The organism is Bacillus sp. B1-b2 (assembly GCF_009183415.1).
Classification (GTDB): domain Bacteria; phylum Bacillota; class Bacilli; order Bacillales; family Cytobacillaceae; genus Niallia.
On the sequence record NZ_WEHU01000009.1, the window covers coordinates 13,704 to 30,103 of the forward strand.

At 36.4% G+C, this 16,400-nt stretch carries 12 protein-coding genes; 1 reads left to right on the forward strand and 11 read right to left on the reverse strand.

Going from position 1 to position 16,400, the window contains the following annotated elements; translation table 11 throughout:
- Window positions 1-54: 54 nt before the first annotated feature.
- Both F9279_RS10390 and F9279_RS10395 read right to left on the reverse strand, forming a co-directional pair.
- On the reverse strand, window positions 55-930 hold the full coding sequence (locus F9279_RS10390; RefSeq protein WP_152112690.1) for a YicC/YloC family endoribonuclease: 876 nt from the start codon (window positions 928-930) through the stop codon (window positions 55-57).
- 222 nt (window positions 931-1,152) lie between these two features.
- A complete protein-coding gene (locus F9279_RS10395; RefSeq protein ID WP_152112692.1) occupies window positions 1,153-3,831 on the reverse strand; it encodes a calcium-translocating P-type ATPase, SERCA-type in 2,679 nt (892 codons plus the stop codon).
- 343 nt (window positions 3,832-4,174) lie between these two features.
- On the opposite strand from F9279_RS10395, the gene F9279_RS10400 reads away from it, so the two are divergent.
- On the forward strand, window positions 4,175-5,884 hold the full coding sequence (locus F9279_RS10400; RefSeq protein ID WP_152112694.1) for an NFACT family protein: 1,710 nt from the start codon (window positions 4,175-4,177) through the stop codon (window positions 5,882-5,884).
- A 72-nt stretch (window positions 5,885-5,956) separates the two neighbouring features.
- Here F9279_RS10400 and F9279_RS10405 read toward each other — a convergent pair whose 3' ends face one another.
- From F9279_RS10405 to F9279_RS10445, 9 genes are all read right to left on the reverse strand, one after another.
- Window positions 5,957-6,718: a type II CAAX endopeptidase family protein gene (locus F9279_RS10405; RefSeq protein WP_152112696.1), complete on the reverse strand. Its 762-nt coding sequence runs from the start codon at window positions 6,716-6,718 to the stop codon at window positions 5,957-5,959.
- Window positions 6,719-6,881: 163 nt separating this feature from the next.
- The gene (gene pyrE / locus F9279_RS10410) at window positions 6,882-7,499 is read right to left on the reverse strand and encodes an orotate phosphoribosyltransferase (RefSeq protein ID WP_152112698.1); all 618 of its coding nucleotides are present in this window, start codon (window positions 7,497-7,499) and stop codon (window positions 6,882-6,884) included.
- The gene (gene pyrF, locus F9279_RS10415) at window positions 7,496-8,212 is read right to left on the reverse strand and encodes an orotidine-5'-phosphate decarboxylase (RefSeq protein WP_152112700.1); all 717 of its coding nucleotides are present in this window, start codon (window positions 8,210-8,212) and stop codon (window positions 7,496-7,498) included. Before pyrF ends, pyrE begins: the two co-directional genes overlap by 4 nt.
- The gene (locus F9279_RS10420; RefSeq protein ID WP_152112702.1) at window positions 8,184-9,125 is read right to left on the reverse strand and encodes a dihydroorotate dehydrogenase; all 942 of its coding nucleotides are present in this window, start codon (window positions 9,123-9,125) and stop codon (window positions 8,184-8,186) included. The genes pyrF and F9279_RS10420 overlap by 29 nt, the downstream gene beginning before the upstream one ends.
- A complete protein-coding gene (locus F9279_RS10425; protein ID WP_152112704.1) occupies window positions 9,122-9,901 on the reverse strand; it encodes a dihydroorotate dehydrogenase electron transfer subunit in 780 nt (259 codons plus the stop codon). Before F9279_RS10425 ends, F9279_RS10420 begins: the two co-directional genes overlap by 4 nt.
- Window positions 9,898-13,110 carry a carbamoyl-phosphate synthase large subunit gene (carB, locus tag F9279_RS10430; protein ID WP_152112706.1) on the reverse strand — a complete coding sequence of 1,071 codons (3,213 nt, stop codon included), beginning with the start codon at window positions 13,108-13,110 and terminating at the stop codon, window positions 9,898-9,900. Before carB ends, F9279_RS10425 begins: the two co-directional genes overlap by 4 nt.
- Window positions 13,097-14,194 (reverse strand): carbamoyl phosphate synthase small subunit, encoded by a 1,098-nt coding sequence (locus F9279_RS10435; RefSeq protein WP_152112708.1) that lies wholly within the window; start codon window positions 14,192-14,194, stop codon window positions 13,097-13,099. The genes carB and F9279_RS10435 overlap by 14 nt, the downstream gene beginning before the upstream one ends.
- The gene (locus tag F9279_RS10440; RefSeq protein ID WP_152112710.1) at window positions 14,191-15,477 is read right to left on the reverse strand and encodes a dihydroorotase; all 1,287 of its coding nucleotides are present in this window, start codon (window positions 15,475-15,477) and stop codon (window positions 14,191-14,193) included. The genes F9279_RS10435 and F9279_RS10440 overlap by 4 nt, the downstream gene beginning before the upstream one ends.
- Entirely contained in the window at window positions 15,440-16,381 is a 942-nt protein-coding gene (locus F9279_RS10445; RefSeq protein WP_152112712.1) for an aspartate carbamoyltransferase catalytic subunit, read from the reverse strand. Before F9279_RS10445 ends, F9279_RS10440 begins: the two co-directional genes overlap by 38 nt.
- Between the last annotated feature and the right edge of the window lie 19 nt (window positions 16,382-16,400).

Genomic DNA, 16,400 nt, shown 5'->3' on the forward strand with positions numbered 1-16,400 from the left:
TACTCCAATCTAATTAGTTTTAGTGTTAACTAGGAAGATTTATTCTAAACCCACTTATTCAATGTTTTGAATCTGTTCCTTTATTTTTTCTAGACAGCTTTTAGACTCTACTACCAACGTCCCAATAACAGATGAATTAGCTTTTGAACCAATTGTGTTAATTTCTCGATTCATTTCCTGTAGCAGGAAATCAAGCTTTCTTCCAACAGGTGTAGTTTCTTCTAAAATAAAGTAGAATTGTTGAATATGGCTAGTTAAACGAACCAATTCTTCATTAATATCCGCCTTATCAGCAAATATGGCAACCTCAGCAATAAGACGAGTTTCATCTACAGGTTCTATAAGAAACTTATCAAGTCTTGCCTTTAATTTTTCTCGGTACTGCTCAACAACTTGTGGAGCTACCTCTTGCAATCGAGATAGAAGACTTTCTAGTCGCTTTAAATGACTAATTAAATCTTTCTTCAACTCTAATCCTTCTACCTTACGCATTTGTTCTAATTGTACGACTGCTTCACTAAACACAGTGACCAATTCACTTGCTAACTCCTCTGTGTCTAGTTCGTGGTCAAGCAATTCAAAGCAATCTTCTTTACTTACTAAGTCTTGAAGTGATATCGATTCTTTTATGGTATATCTTTCTTTAAGATTAGTTAGTAATTCATGATATTGGTCAAGTAATGACCAATTAACAACAATTTTCTTTTCTGTGTTCCCTTTGCTTTCAAGGGTTACGTATACTTCCACTCTACCTCTATGTATATCATTAGAAATTATTTTCTTTAGTTGATCTTCCAAATATAAGAATTGCTTAGGCATTCTAAAAATGAGGTCAATAAAGCGATGATTAACAGACTTAATTTCGATATGAATGGATAAATGCTGTAGTTCTTTTTTTGCCATTCCAAATCCTGTCATACTTTTAACCATACTTACACATCCATTACAGTGAAGATATTTTGTTGTTTTTCATTGATTAATAGGTTAGGTGATATAAAATATTATAATACCATATTTATAATTTATTTACATTATAATTCAGACTGTTGATAAACTTCTAAGTGTAAATTTATTTACATTATAATTTATTTTCATAAAATAAACAAAAGGTAATAGAGCTATCTCTACTACCTTTTTGTATTATATCATATTTTATTTTGATTTACTTAATAAAAATGATCCAGCTAGTAAAAATGTTGGGACTGATGCGAGTCCGATGATCATTGGCCAATCGTTCATTAGAATTGGCACTGTATGGAAAATTTCTTGTAAAAATGGGATGTAAATAACACCTATTGCTAATACTAAGGATGATATTACTGCCCAAACTAAATACATGTTGCCAAAAGGATTTCGAGATAATATCGATTTTTCGCTTCGACAGTCAAATACATGGATAAGCTGTGCTAGTACCAATGTAATGAATGCAACGGTTTGAGCGTATTCGAGATTTTCTGGATTATTATCATAAGCAAACATAAAGGCAAGTAGAGTAGAAATCCCTATTAAGAATCCTCTAGAAATTACCTTCCAGCCTAATCCTCTCGAGAACACCCCTTCACTAGGATTTCTAGGTCCTCGTTTCATTACGTTATCTTCTGGTCTATCTAATCCTAACGCCATAGCTGGTAATCCATCTGTTACTAAGTTAACCCATAAAATTTGTATGGGAACTAACGGTAACGGTAGAGCTAAAATCATAGCAAATAACATAACTAGAATTTCCCCAACATTAGAAGCAAGCAAATAGCGGATAAACTTACGAATGTTTTCGTAAATATTTCTTCCTTCAATGATAGCAGACTTAATACTTGCAAAATTGTCATCCATTAAGACTAAGGAAGAAGCTTCTTTCGCAACATCTGTTCCAGTAATCCCCATTGCTATTCCAATATCCGCTTTCTTAATGGCAGGTGCATCATTTACTCCATCACCAGTCATCGCCACGACATGTCCTTTATTTTGGAAAGCTTGAACAATCTTTAATTTATGTTCTGGTGAAACCCTTGCAAATACAGAAACATCTTCGACAACATCTTCTAATTCACTAATGCTCATATTGGAAAGTTCTTTACCTTCCATTACTTTAGAACGACTATTCGCAATACCTAATTGTTTGGCAATCGCATTTGCAGTAATTACGTGATCCCCTGTAATCATAACTGTCTTTATTCCAGCATCCTTACATTCTTTAACAGCCTGTTTCACCTCTGGTCTAGGAGGATCAATGATTCCTTGAAGACCAATAAAGGTTAGATCTTTTTCTGCTTCTCTTTCATGTAAAACCATAGTGGTTGCTGAAATTTCTCTAAAACCAACTGCAATGGTTCTTAATGCTTGTGATGCAAGTCCATTTATCGCATGTTGTACGACCTTTTTTTGGTCTGTCCCCAGGTTTTGCGAACGATTTTCAAATAGAATCGATTTACTTACACCTATTAATACATCTGGAGCACCTTTTGTGACAATAAATTGTCTGCCAGTTGGATCTTTAACAACAACACTCATCATTTTTCGAGTAGAATCGAATGGAAACTCATTCACAATAGTAAATGTATTTAGTAGTTGATTGCGATCATAGCCTGCTTTCATTCCAGCAACTAATAATGCACCCTCTGTTGGATCTCCATTTAAGACAAACTCTTTATTCTTATGCATAATTTCTGCATGATTACAAAGCATTCCAAATGTTAATAACTGTTGAAGTGCTTTGTCTTTATTTGGATCAATCTTCTTATCTTCTAGATAGAAGCTTCCTTTAGGATCATAACCAATTCCATCAACTGTATAGGTGTTTCCACCAATCCATGTCTTTGTAACGGTCATTTTGTTTTGTGTTAATGTCCCTGTTTTATCAGAACAAATAACGGACGCACACCCTAATGTTTCTACTGCAGGAAGCTTTCTTACAACCGCATTCTTCCTAATCATTTTCTGTACGCCTAATGATAAGGCAATGGTTACTATCGCCGGTAATCCTTCTGGAATAGCAGCTACTGCTAAGGAGACACCAGAGATAATCATTGTATATAAATCATTTCCTTGGAATACACCAATAACTACTACTAAAACAGTTAAGAATAGAGCTGTTACAATTAGTATTTTTCCTAATTGCTCTAAACGTCTTTGCAACGGTGTTGTCACAGAATCTGCATTTTGCAGAAGATCAGCAATTTGTCCCATTGCTGTTTTCATTCCTGTTCCAATAACAACCCCAATTCCGCTTCCCCTAGAAACCATTGTACCCATAAAGCCCATGTTTTCCATATCGCCTAATGCTAGATTGTTGTTTTTAATAGCAGAAACGGTTTTAGAAACTGGTACAGATTCACCTGTTAGTGCAGATTCTTCTACCTCTAAGCTTCTAGACTCAATAATTCTCACGTCTGCTCCAATGCGGTCACCACTGGAGAACTTAATGACATCACCAGGAACTAATTCTTTCGATAGGATATTTACCCATTCACCGTTTCTTAGAACATTTACATGAGGCTGTGATAATTCTTTAAGGGCAGATAGCGACTTTTCTGCTCTAATCTCTTGAAAGAAGCCAATGAAACTATTCAAGATGATGATTGCAATAATTGCAATCGCATCAATATATTCACCTAACAAACCAGATATAAGTGTCGCTGCTAAAAGAACGATTACCATAAAATCTTTAAACTGACTAAAGAATAAAAGCCATAAAGATTGCTTCTCTCCCTCATCTAATTCATTTAAACCAAACTGGTTTCGTCGTTCTTTTACACTATCATCTGTTAACCCAGCCGAAAAATCAGTGTTTAATGTTTGTTCAACTTCTTTTTCGTTCAATTCATGATAATTCATCCGGCCATCACACTTCCCCCTTTTTTCATTCACCGTTCGCTAAAATTAGTAGTAGCGAAGAAATCGTAGCTGTTTGGATCAACGTTAACATGCTAGTAACTAACATACATAGTTGTCCCAACACCACTCTAAGAGAATTCTATTCAGACTTGGACAAAAAAATGAATTATTCTTTCATGTTTGTGATGAAATTAATAATTTGTTTGTAATAGCTTTATAGTAAATAAAAAGATTCTTCCCTAATAAACGTCTTCGGTCATCTATTTCATTTCAAATCCTTGTATTTATCTTCATTAAGAGATAGAGTAAAGACAGGAATTTATAATAAATGAGGTTGTTAGTTATGTCATTTGATGGTTTATTTACAAGAGCAATGTCACTTGAATTAAAAGAACAATTACTTGGAGGCAGAATTAATAAAGTTCAGCAGCCTTTTACAAATGAGATTATTTTATCTGTACGTGCTAATGGAAAGAATCAAAAATTACTTTTATCGGCTCATCCTAGCTATGCACGTATTCAATTTACAGAAGAATCCTACGAAAATCCAAAAGAACCACCAATGTTTTGTATGCTGTTACGAAAGCATTTGGAGGGTTATTTTATAGAAGATGTTTATCAAATAGATAATGAACGGATTATTGTATTAGAAATAAGAGGAAGAAATGAAATTGGCGATACTTCCTACAAAAAGCTTATGATTGAGATTATGGGTAGACATAGTAATATTATTTTAGTGGATCGAGACAAGAATACTATTTTAGATAGTATTAAACATATTTCCTATGCAGTGAACAGTCACCGCGCTATTTTGCCTGGCTATGAATATAAAGCTCCGCCCGCACAGGAGAAACAAGATCCGTATACAGCTACTGAAGAGGATATTTTAAGAGCTATAGATTTCAACAGTGGAAAATTAGACAAGCAGTTAGTACAACAATTTGCTGGATTTTCTCCATTAATCGCAAAGGAAATTATGTATCGCGCAGGTCTTGCTAATAAAGAGACATTACCTAAAGCTTTCCTAACAGTTATGGAACCTGTGAAAAAAGGCACTTACTCCCCTTCTATTATTACATCTGAAAAAGAAAGTTTTTATTTTCTTCCATTAGAGCATATAAAAGGTGAGATAAAAACCTTTCCAACCTTAAGTAAAATGCTTGATCGCTATTATTTTGGAAAAGCAGAGCGAGATCGTGTAAAGCAACAAAGCAATGATTTAGAACGCTTTATCATGAATGAACGAGATAAGAATAGCAAAAAAATTAAAAAGCTAGAACGATCATTGTTAGAAGCAGAGAATGCCGATGAATATCAATTACTTGGAGAGCTATTAACAGCTAATCTCTATGCAGCAAAAAAAGGGATGTCTGAAATCGAAGTAATCAATTACTATGATGAAGATAGTAAAATGATGAAGATTACATTGAATCCGCGACTAAGTCCATCGGAAAATGCGCAAAAATATTTTACTAAATATCAAAAAGCGAAAAATTCGGTGGAAATAATTAAAGAACAAATTCGTTTAGCAGAGCTTGAATACGAATACTTTGAAACTCTTTATCAACAAATTCTTTCTGCCTCTCCTAAAGATATTCAGGAAATTAGAGAAGAATTAGTAGAAGAGGGATATCTACGCGAAAGAAAGAAAAAGAATAATAAAAAACCACAAAATGTTAAACCTGTATTAGATTATTATCTTTCTATGGATGGAACTGAGATCCTGGTTGGTAAAAATAATAAACAAAATGATTATTTAACCAATCGTGTGGCAGCACGTGATGAAATCTGGCTTCATACGAAGGATATTCCTGGTTCTCATGTAGTAATTCGTAGTAAAGAGCCTTCAGAGGAAACTATACTGCAAGCTGCAAAACTTGCTGCTTATTTCAGTAAAGCGAGACAATCCAGTTCAGTTCCAGTTGACTTTACGCTAGTACGCCATGTGAAAAAGCCTAGTGGAGCGAAACCCGGCTTTGTTATATATGATAATCAGCAAACAGTTTATGTTACACCTGATGAAGAGACGGTTATTCGGTTGAAGAAGGAATAAGTGGAAATGCTAAGCGAGAGTGTACTACTCTCGCTTTTTATTAAAGCCGAATAATTCTTATTAATTCACTTTTCATATTTTTCGGCTTTGATTATTTATGTTACCAAGAGATGCTAGATAAAATATGAAAAGTGATAAAGCTAATATCCATAACTCAGCATATAATGACTCCTTAATTACATAAACAGAAGATATACTATTCAATAATGCGTGTGTCATGATACACTTAAAAACACTTTTTGTATGATGATAAATAACTGATAATAGGAATGAAAATGAAATCGTATTAAGGCTGAATGTGAAGAAATTTAAAAATTCATATTGATATGTTCCAATAATGAAAAATAACGGCAAGTGCCAAAGACTCCACACAATACCTATAATTAATGTGCTTAAAAATGGAGATAATCTTTTTTCCATTTCAGGTTGCATAAGTCCTCGCCACCCTACTTCTTCCAGACCACCAATTATGATAAAGAGAGGGAATTGCAAAACCATAAGATAAAGTGGCCCATTCTTTTCGCCACCAAGTAAGGAAAAAGGAAGAAGTTGAAAGATTGCTGTTATTATAACGATAAATATAAACCATTTATAGTTTTTAGGGGGAATAAAGCTATTCTTTAAGAATTGATAAAATTCATCGCTGGAAATCATTTTTTTATTGAGTATTAAAGCTGTAAACATAGGAGCTAACACGCCTATAATATACAATATTAGCATGAAAATAGAAGTACTGTACGAAATATTACTTATTTGGGTATAAGCAATGATAATACCCCAAACAATATAGGTAAATAAAAAAGTGATTATTAGATACTTATTTAATTTTGTCATAGATTACTATCCTCTCCTTCCTCCGTCTAAAGCACTTCATCAACATATTCTACTAATAATTGGATAATCCTTTTAATTATGCATGTTAACAAAACGATCGCTATAATAAAACTAATTACAAAGAAAAAACAGCACTCAATTGCAAGTGCTGTCTTAAACTCTATTACCACTTCTCCGGATTTTCCTTCCAAGCTCTTAAACTCGTTAAATCGGCTTCTTCAATATATCCTTTATCATTAGCCACTTCTAGTAAACTAGTATAGTCAGTTAAAGAAGAAACAGCAATTTCTGCTTCTTCAAGCAACTCTTTCCCTTTTGCCAGTTCGTATGTAAAAATAGATACAACTCCTAGTACTTCACAGCCAGCTTCTCTCAAGCCTTTCACTGCCGTGATAACACTTCCACCTGTGGAGATTAAATCCTCTACTACCACCACTTTTTGGCCTGGCATTACTTTACCTTCCACTTGATTCCCTTTTCCATGCTCTTTTGCTTTCGAACGTACATATGCCATTGGCAAGTCTAGAATATCACTTACCCATGCAGCATGCGGAATACCAGCAGTGGCAGTCCCTGCAACCACTTCTGTCTCAGGAAAATGTTCTTTGATTAACGAAGCTAAGCCACTTGCAATATTTTTACGAACTGCTGGATAAGACAAAGTTAAGCGATTATCACAATAAATAGGAGATTTCAGTCCAGAAGACCATGTAAATGGGTCGTTTGGCTGTAAAAAAACGGCCTTAATATCTAATAATTGCGCTGCGATTTCATGTTTCATATAGTAATACCCTCCCAATCTGTTTTAAACAATCGATAGCTTTCAAAAGGATTTTCTGCTCTTGTAATCGAACGCCCAACAACAATATTGGAAACGCCACTTTCTCTTGCGATTTTAGGTGTTGCTACTCGTACTTGATCCTGCACTTCATCACTAGCTAAACGAATTCCTGGAGTTACTGTTAAGAATTCAGAGCCTAATTTTTCTCGAATAGGACCAGCTTCTAACGTAGAACATACTACACCATCTAAACCAGCATCTTTGGTAATACTCGCATAATGCAAGACCGAATCAAGCAATGGTACTTTAATCAACTGCTCATGGTGCATTCTACTTTCGGAGGTACTTGTTAACTGTGTAACAGCAATACATTTCGGACGTTTCATGCCAGATAAGGTTCCAGCTTCCAGCCCCTCTACTGCTCGTCTCATCATCTCCGTACCACCTGCTGCATGAATATTGACTAAATCAACGCCTAGTGAAGCAATATTTCTCATTGCACTTCCAACTGTATTTGGAATATCGTGTAATTTTAAATCTAGGAAAATATGATGTCCTTGCTCTTTCAAAGCATGGATAATACTTGGACCTTCTTTATAAAATAACTCCATTCCCACTTTAAGAAATAAAGACTCCTCTTTAAAGCTGTCCAAGAAAGTAAACACTTCCTCTTTATTAGCAAAATCAAGCGCGATGATAAGCGAATTGTTCATGCTTTCTCCAGCTCCTTCCGGTTACTTCAGAAATATGTTCAAATCCATAGCGATCTAGTAGCTCTGGAAGTTCATTAATTATTTTTGGACAAATAAATGGATCTACGAAGTTAGCAGTCCCTACTGCTACAGCACTTGCTCCTGCATAGAAAAATTCTAGTACATCTTCTGCGGATGCTATTCCACCCATTCCGATTATTGGTAAGCTTACTGCTTGACTTACTTCATAAACCATACGAATTGCTACTGGTTTAACAGCTGGTCCAGATAACCCTCCTGTTTTATTAGCTAGAATTGGCTGACCTGTTTTTAAATCAAGACGCATACCTACTAATGTATTAATCATCGTAATTCCATCAGCACCACCCGCTTCAACAGCTTTTGCCATTTCCACAATATTCGTTACATTAGGAGAAAGCTTTACATAAACAGGTACTTCAGAAACTTCTTTCACTTTTTTTGTTAAGTCTTTTGCAACCTCAGGAATAGTACCAAATGCAATTCCACCTGTTTTAACGTTAGGACATGAAATATTTAGTTCCAGTGCTTTGACATTTGATGCTTTAGAAATCTCTTTCGCAACTGTTACATAGTCTTCTTCTAAAGATCCTGCTACATTAGCTATAATAGGCACATCAAATTGACTTAGCCAAGGTAATTCATTTCCAACCACACCAGATAGCCCTGGATTTTGCAAACCAATAGCATTCAGCATTCCAGAAGTTGTTTCTGCCACACGTGGTGTTGGATTTCCGAAACGAGGCTCTACCGTTGTTGCTTTTATCATAATAGCGCCAAGCTCACTTAAATCATATAAATTGCTATATTCACGTCCAAATCCGAAGCACCCTGATGCAGGCATGATAGGATTTTTAAGACTTAAACCTGGAAGCTCTACTTGTAACCTATTCATATAACAACCTCCCCTGCCTTAAACACTGGTCCATCTGTACAAACCTTTTTATAACTAAATCCAGTTGGATCTTCTGCCGTATGACAAACACAAGCGAAACATGCACCAATTCCACAGCCCATTCTTTCTTCTAAAGAGATAAACACTTTTTTATCTGGAAAGCTTTTCTCCAAATTTTTCAACATAGGAGTTGGACCACAAGAATACATAACATCAAAATCTAATCCTTTTTGTGCAATTACATCTGTAACAAAGCCTTGTGTTCCATATGTTCCATCTACTGTAGCCACATATACATCCCCAATGGCTGCAAATTTCTCTTCGTAAAAAGCAACAGATGCTGTTTGAAAACCTAATACAGTAATGACTTTGACACCTCTCGCGACTAAACGATTTGCTAGTTCATATAAAGGTGGTACGCCTATTCCACCGCCAACTAATAGAGCTGTTTGACCTACACTTGCTTCCTCTACTGGAAAACCATTTCCTAGTGGACCAAGAATATCAATTCCCTCACCTGAAGTCTTTTTTGCGAGCAGCTTTGTTCCGTCACCTTCAGCACGGTAAATCATCGTGAATGTTCGACGTTCTTGATTGATTCGACAAATACTGATAGGCCTTCTTAAAAGTGGTGCAGCCATATCAGTTACCTTTATATGCACAAATTGACCAGGCTCTTTCATTTCAGCAGTAAGCTCACCCTTTAAGGTGAGCTCATAAATATGTTCAGCAATTTCTTTTTGTTCCACTACTGTACAGATTTCGTTTCTTATCATACTAATACTGCCTCCGCTTGTTGTTCGCTATGTTCCATCGCCTCTGCTGAGAATGTCATAGATTCTACCACACGAAGGATTGCCTCTGCTGTATCTAAGGATGTTAAGCAAGGTACACCATTTTCCACAGATTCGCGTCTGATGCGGAATCCATCTCTTGCTGGCTGACTACCTTTTGAGAACGTATTGATGACAAACTGTGCTTGACCGTTACGAATAACATCGATTAGTGTTGTACCTTCTCCACCAATTTTATCTACTATTTGAACAGGAATGTTATTACTTTCTAGTAATTCTGCTGTACCACTTGTTGCCATTAAGCTATAACCAATATTGGTAAAACGCTTCGCTAGTTGTAAAGCTTCATCCTTATCTTTATCCCCGATCGTCATAAGCACTGTTCCAAATGTTTTAATTTTCATTCCTGAAGCAATTAACCCTTTATATAGAGCTTTTTCAAGCGTAATATCTTTCCCCATTACTTCACCAGTAGATTTCATTTCAGGTCCTAATGTAATATCCACTCTTCTTAATTTCGCAAAAGAGAATACTGGAACTTTGACATAGACACCCGATTTCTCTGGTACTAACCCAGAAGTGTAGCCTTGATCCTTTAGAGAACTGCCTAATATCACTTTTGTCGCTAATTTTGCCATTGGTACATTTGTAATTTTACTTAAGAAAGGTACTGTTCTACTTGAACGTGGATTTACTTCTAGAACAAACACACTCCCTTTTGACACAACATATTGGATATTTAACAACCCAACAATATTTAAGCCTTTTGCCAGTCTTGTCGTATAGTCTACTAATGTTTGCTTAATCTCTGCTGATAGACTTTGTGGTGGATACACCGCAATCGAGTCACCAGAGTGGACACCTGCACGCTCAATATGTTCCATGATTCCTGGAATGACAACATCTGTACCGTCACAAATTGCATCCACTTCAATTTCTTTTCCTGTTAGATAACGGTCAATTAAGATTGGTTGACCAGGACTTGCTTTAACCGCATTTTTCATATATGGAATTAATTCATCATCTTTGTAGACAATTTGCATCGCTCTTCCACCTAGCACATACGAAGGTCTTACTAGCACTGGGTAGCCGATTGAGTTTGCTACGATTAATGCTTCCTCCACTGTTAATGCTGTTTTTCCTTCTGGTTGAGGAATGCCTAAGTCACGCAAGCTTTGTTCAAATTTATCACGATCTTCTGCACGATCTAAATCTTCTAGAGATGTTCCTAAAATCTTCACTCCACGCTCCTGTAATGGACCTGCAAGATTAATCGCTGTTTGCCCACCGAATTGAACAACCACTCCTTCTGGTTTTTCTAAATCGATTATATGCATAACATCTTCAATCGTTAGTGGCTCAAAGTATAGCTTATCTGAGATACTAAAATCAGTAGAAACCGTCTCAGGATTATTGTTAATGATGATTGCTTCATACCCAGCTTCTTTAATTGCCCATACAGAGTGAACGGTTGCGTAGTCAAACTCAATCCCTTGGCCGATACGAATTGGTCCAGAGCCAAGGACTACAATACTTTTCTTATCTGTCACAACCGATTCGTTTTCTTCCTCATACGTACCGTAATAGTATGGTGTTTCTGATTCAAACTCAGCAGCACATGTATCTACCATTTTATAGACTGGAATTAAGCCAATCTCTTTTCTCCAGTTATACACTTCCATTTCTGTTGTATTCCATAGTTTAGCAAGTTGAATATCAGCAAATCCTTTTTCTTTTGCTTTTTTGGCAAAATCATACTCGAATGGATGTACTGCCAGTTCTCTTTCAAACGTAATAATACCTTGTAACTTGTAAAGGAAGAACAGATCAATCTTGCTCCATTCATGAATGGTTTCAATGCTTACTCCTCTATTCAATGCTTCTGCGATGTAAAATAAACGTTCGTCTCCTGCTACTCTGATTCGTTTCTCTAATAATTCATCACTTGTTTCATCTGCTGCATTTAAGCTAAAATGATATACCTTTGCTTCTAGAGAACGAATCGCTTTTAATAGAGATTCCTCAAATGTACGTCCAATTGCCATTACTTCTCCGGTTGCTTTCATTTGTGTTCCTAAGTTACGCTTCGCAGATTCAAACTTATCAAATGGGAAGCGTGGAATTTTACTTACCACATAATCAAGTGCTGGCTCAAAGCTTGCATATGTTTTTCCTGTAACAGGGTTCATCATCTCATCTAGTGTTAAGCCCACAGCAATTTTTGCTGCAAGTTTAGCAATTGGATAACCAGTCGCTTTACTTGCTAGTGCGGATGAGCGACTTACCCTTGGATTTACTTCAATAATGTAGTATTGAAAGCTATCTGGATCTAGTGCTAGCTGAACATTACAGCCACCTTCGATTTTTAATGCGCGAATGATTTTTAAAGATGTATTTCGTAGTAATTGATATTCTCGATCACTTAACGTTTGGCTTGGTGCTACTACTATGCTATCACCTGTATGAATTCCTACAGGATCAATATTTTCCATATTACATACCACAATGGCATTATCATTGCTATCACGCATTACTTCGTATTCAATTTCTTTAAAACCTGCAATACTCTTTTCTAATAAACATTGAGTTACTGGACTGTTTTTCAATCCACTTGTTACGATTTCTTCTAATTCTGCATCATTATGACAAATACCTCCGCCGGTTCCACCTAAAGTGAATGCTGGGCGTACAATGACTGGATATCCAATTTCGGCAACAAATGTTTTTGCTTCATCCATGTTATGAATAATCTCACTGTCTGGCACTGGCTCTCCTAGCTCGTTCATTAGTTGGCGGAAAAGATCACGATCCTCTGCTTGTTGAATCGCCGATAATTTCGTACCAAGCACCTCTACTCCACACTCTTCTAAGACACCTGCTTCTGATAATTCAACAGCAAGGTTCAAGCCTGTTTGTCCACCTAATGTTGGAAGAATCGCATCTGGTCTTTCTTTACGAATAATTCTACTAACAAATTCAAGTGTTAATGGCTCAATATATACTTTATCAGCCATTTCTGTATCAGTCATAATGGTTGCAGGATTAGAGTTTACAAGGATAACACGGTATCCTTCTTCCTTTAAAGCAATACAAGCTTGTGCTCCTGCATAGTCAAATTCTGCTGCTTGCCCAATGATAATTGGTCCTGATCCGATTACTAGTATGCTGTTAATATCTTTACGCTTTGACATTTGCGACACCTTCCTGTTTGTGAGATTGTATCATTTCCATAAAACGATCGAATAAGTAGTTTGCATCCTCTGGTCCAGGAGATGCCTCTGGGTGATATTGCACGGTAAATGCTGGGTACTCTTTATGCTGTAATCCTTCAATTGTTCCATCATTTAAGGCAATGTGAGTAACTTTTAGTTCTGTATGTTTAATAGACTCTTCTTCTACGGTATAGCCATGATTTTGTGAGGTTAAAGAAACTTTTCCAGTTAATAAATCTTTTACTGGATGGTTAGAACCTCTATGTCCAAATTTCATTTTCTCTGTGTTAGCACCACTAGCTAGGGCGAATAGTTGATGACCTAAGCAAATACCGAACATTGGTACTTTACCAATAATTCCTTTAATCGCTTCAATAGCTTCTGGCACATCTTTGGGATCTCCAGGTCCGTTTGAAAGCATCACACCATCTGGGCTTAGTTGCAGAATTTCTTCTGCTGTTGTGTTATAAGGAACGACGATTACATCGCAATCTCTTTTATTTAATTCTCGTAAAATACCATGCTTCATTCCATAGTCTACTAGTACTACTCTTGATCCTCTACCTGGACTTGGATATGGCTTCTTTGTAGATACTTGCTTAACCTGATCAACAGGTAAATTTGTTCCTTTTAGCTTAGCTATCACTTCTTGCACGTTTTCTTCCATTCCACAAATGGCACCTTTTAATGTTCCATATTGACGAATAATGCGTGTCAGCTTTCTCGTATCAATTCCAGCAAGACCTGGAATGTTTTTTTGCTTAAAAAATTCATCTAATGATAATTCATTTCTCCAATTAGATGGAAAATCACACACTTCTTTCACAATAAATCCATGAATGGCTGGTGTTATGGACTCGAAATCATCACGATTGATGCCATAATTTCCTACAAGAGGATAGGTTAATGTAACAATTTGCCCACAATAAGATGGATCTGAGAGAATTTCTTGATAGCCTGTCATTCCTGTGTTAAATACTACTTCTCCAACTTTTTCTGTATCAGCTCCAAATCCTTCGCCGATTAGTACCGTTCCATCTTCTAGAATTAATTGTTTTTTCATGCGTGTACACTTTCCTTTCTCCAAGCAATTTTCCCACTTACAATAGTAGTAACTGGCCATCCTTGACATTCCCAGCCAGCAAATGGTGTATTTCTTCCTTTGGATAAAAATGAATTTGGATCTATTGCATCTTTACTTTCTAAATCTACAATGACAAGATCTGCTGCTTTTCCTATTTCTAATTTTCCAGCATCTAGTTTAAAAGATTCAGCAGGTTTCGTAGTTAAATAATCTACTAGTTGCTTTAACGTCATTAATCCTTTTTTCACAAACCTTGTATATAGTAAAGGAAATGCTGTTTCCAGGCCAACTATCCCAAATGGTGCAAGTTGGATACTTTGCGCCTTTTCTTCTGCTGTATGTGGAGCATGATCTGTTGCGATAAAGTCTATCGTTCCATCAAGCAAGCCGTTTATTAATGCTTCTCTATCCTCTATTCCTCTTAAAGGAGGATTCATCTTATAATTTGTGTCAATGCTTGGGATATCCATATCTGTTAACAAAAGATGATGTGGTGATACTTCTGCTGTTACGCGAATTCCCGCTTTTTTTGCATCTCTTACTACACGTACTGATTCTTTTGTACTGATATGGCATACATGATAGTGACAGCCTGTTGCTTCTGCTAAAAGAACATCTCTTGCTATTTGAACAGATTCACAAATACTTGGAATTCCGTTTAATCCATTTGCTTTTGAGAATTCTCCTTCGTGGACACAGCCTTTATTGATTAAGCTATTGTCTTCACAGTGTGCCACAATCGCCATGTCTAGCTCTGCTGCTTTCTTCATTGCTTTAAGCATTTGTCCTGCTTCTTGCACTCCTACTCCATCATCTGTAAAGGCAAATGCTCCAAGTTCCTTAAGTGCAGCAAAGTCTGTCAGTTCTTCCCCTAATTGGCGAATGGTGATTGAGGCATATGGCAATACATGAACATTCGCTGTCTCTTTGATTCTTTCATTTAAACTATGTAAATTTTCTACTGTATCAGGAACAGGTCTTGTATTTGGCATATTTGCAATCGTTGTAAATCCACCTCTTGCCGCTGCCATGGTACCTGTTGCTATTGTTTCCTTCTTTTCGCCACCTGGTTCTCTTAAATGTACATGTAGATCAATAAAACCTGGGGAAACAAGTTTTCCTTTTGCATCAATTACTTCATTTGCTTCGACCTGTAAATCTGCCCCAATTTCTTGGATAACATCTCCAACAACATAGATGTCTTTGACTTCTAATTCCCCTTGATTATTGAACAACTGGCCATTTTTGATTAGAATTGACATATTTGTTTCCTCCTTCAATTGATTGTAGTGATCTTTTTAATACACTCATTCGAATATAAACACCATTTTCCATTTGTTTAAAAATTCTGGAACGCTCACACTCTACTAGCTCATCGGCAATTTCTACATCGCGATTGACAGGAGCTGGATGCATAATGATGGATCCTTGCTTCATTTTTCTTTCTCTTTCTACTGTTAATCCAAATTGCTTATGATACATATTTTTATCAAATGCCACCTTACCTTCTCCATGTCTTTCATGCTGAACTCTTAGTAGCATCACAACATCAGAGGTTTCAATCGCTGTATCAATATCTTCATAATTTGCATCTTGGAGTACTGTTTCATCAAACCATTCTTTCGGTCCAGAGAAAACGACATGTGCTCCGAGTCTTGTTAATGCATCTGCATTACTTCTTGCAACACGGCTGTGGCGAATATCACCGATAATGCTCACTTTTAAGCCATTGAAGCGTTGGAATTCTTGCTGTATGGTGAGAAGATCTAACAGAGATTGAGTCGGATGATGCCCACAACCATCTCCAGCGTTGATTACTGGGATATTAATTTTCCCTACCAGCTCATCGAAATAATGATCTTCTTCATGCCTTATTACAACAGCGTTAACCCCTATTGATTCCAGCGTTCGAACTGTATCATATAGTGTTTCTCCTTTTACTACACTAGAAGTAGTGGTTTCAAATGGAATCACCTCAAGGCCCAACTTTCTTTCAGCCACTTCAAAGCTACTTTTCGTTCTTGTACTAGCTTCGAAAAAAAGATTTGCAACAAAACTTTGATTTCCTGGATTCCAGGCTTCTCCATTTGCAAAATTTTGTGCTTCCCTTAAGATTTCATGGATTTCTGCAAGTGTTAAATCTGTTGTAGTTAGTAAGTTCTCCATTATCCTACCTCCACTCATT

What these genes read in the sequence shown, in the direction of transcription:
- F9279_RS10420 (WP_152112702.1), bottom strand. Translation starts at nt 9,125, where the DNA reads ATGAATAGGTTACAAGTAGAGCTTCCAGGTTTAAGTCTTAAAAATCCT.
- pyrF (WP_152112700.1), bottom strand. Translation starts at nt 8,212, where the DNA reads ATGAACAATTCGCTTATCATCGCGCTTGATTTTGCTAATAAAGAGGAA.
- F9279_RS10400 (WP_152112694.1), top strand. Translation starts at nt 4,175, where the DNA reads ATGTCATTTGATGGTTTATTTACAAGAGCAATGTCACTTGAATTAAAA.
- pyrE (WP_152112698.1), bottom strand. Translation starts at nt 7,499, where the DNA reads ATGAAACATGAAATCGCAGCGCAATTATTAGATATTAAGGCCGTTTTT.
- F9279_RS10425 (WP_152112704.1), bottom strand. Translation starts at nt 9,901, where the DNA reads ATGATAAGAAACGAAATCTGTACAGTAGTGGAACAAAAAGAAATTGCT.
- F9279_RS10390 (WP_152112690.1), bottom strand. Translation starts at nt 930, where the DNA reads ATGGTTAAAAGTATGACAGGATTTGGAATGGCAAAAAAAGAACTACAG.
- F9279_RS10435 (WP_152112708.1), bottom strand. Translation starts at nt 14,194, where the DNA reads ATGAAAAAACAATTAATTCTAGAAGATGGAACGGTACTAATCGGCGAA.
- carB (WP_152112706.1), bottom strand. Translation starts at nt 13,110, where the DNA reads ATGTCAAAGCGTAAAGATATTAACAGCATACTAGTAATCGGATCAGGA.
- F9279_RS10445 (WP_152112712.1), bottom strand. Translation starts at nt 16,381, where the DNA reads ATGGAGAACTTACTAACTACAACAGATTTAACACTTGCAGAAATCCAT.
- F9279_RS10440 (WP_152112710.1), bottom strand. Translation starts at nt 15,477, where the DNA reads ATGTCAATTCTAATCAAAAATGGCCAGTTGTTCAATAATCAAGGGGAA.
- F9279_RS10395 (WP_152112692.1), bottom strand. Translation starts at nt 3,831, where the DNA reads ATGAATTATCATGAATTGAACGAAAAAGAAGTTGAACAAACATTAAAC.
- F9279_RS10405 (WP_152112696.1), bottom strand. Translation starts at nt 6,718, where the DNA reads ATGACAAAATTAAATAAGTATCTAATAATCACTTTTTTATTTACCTAT.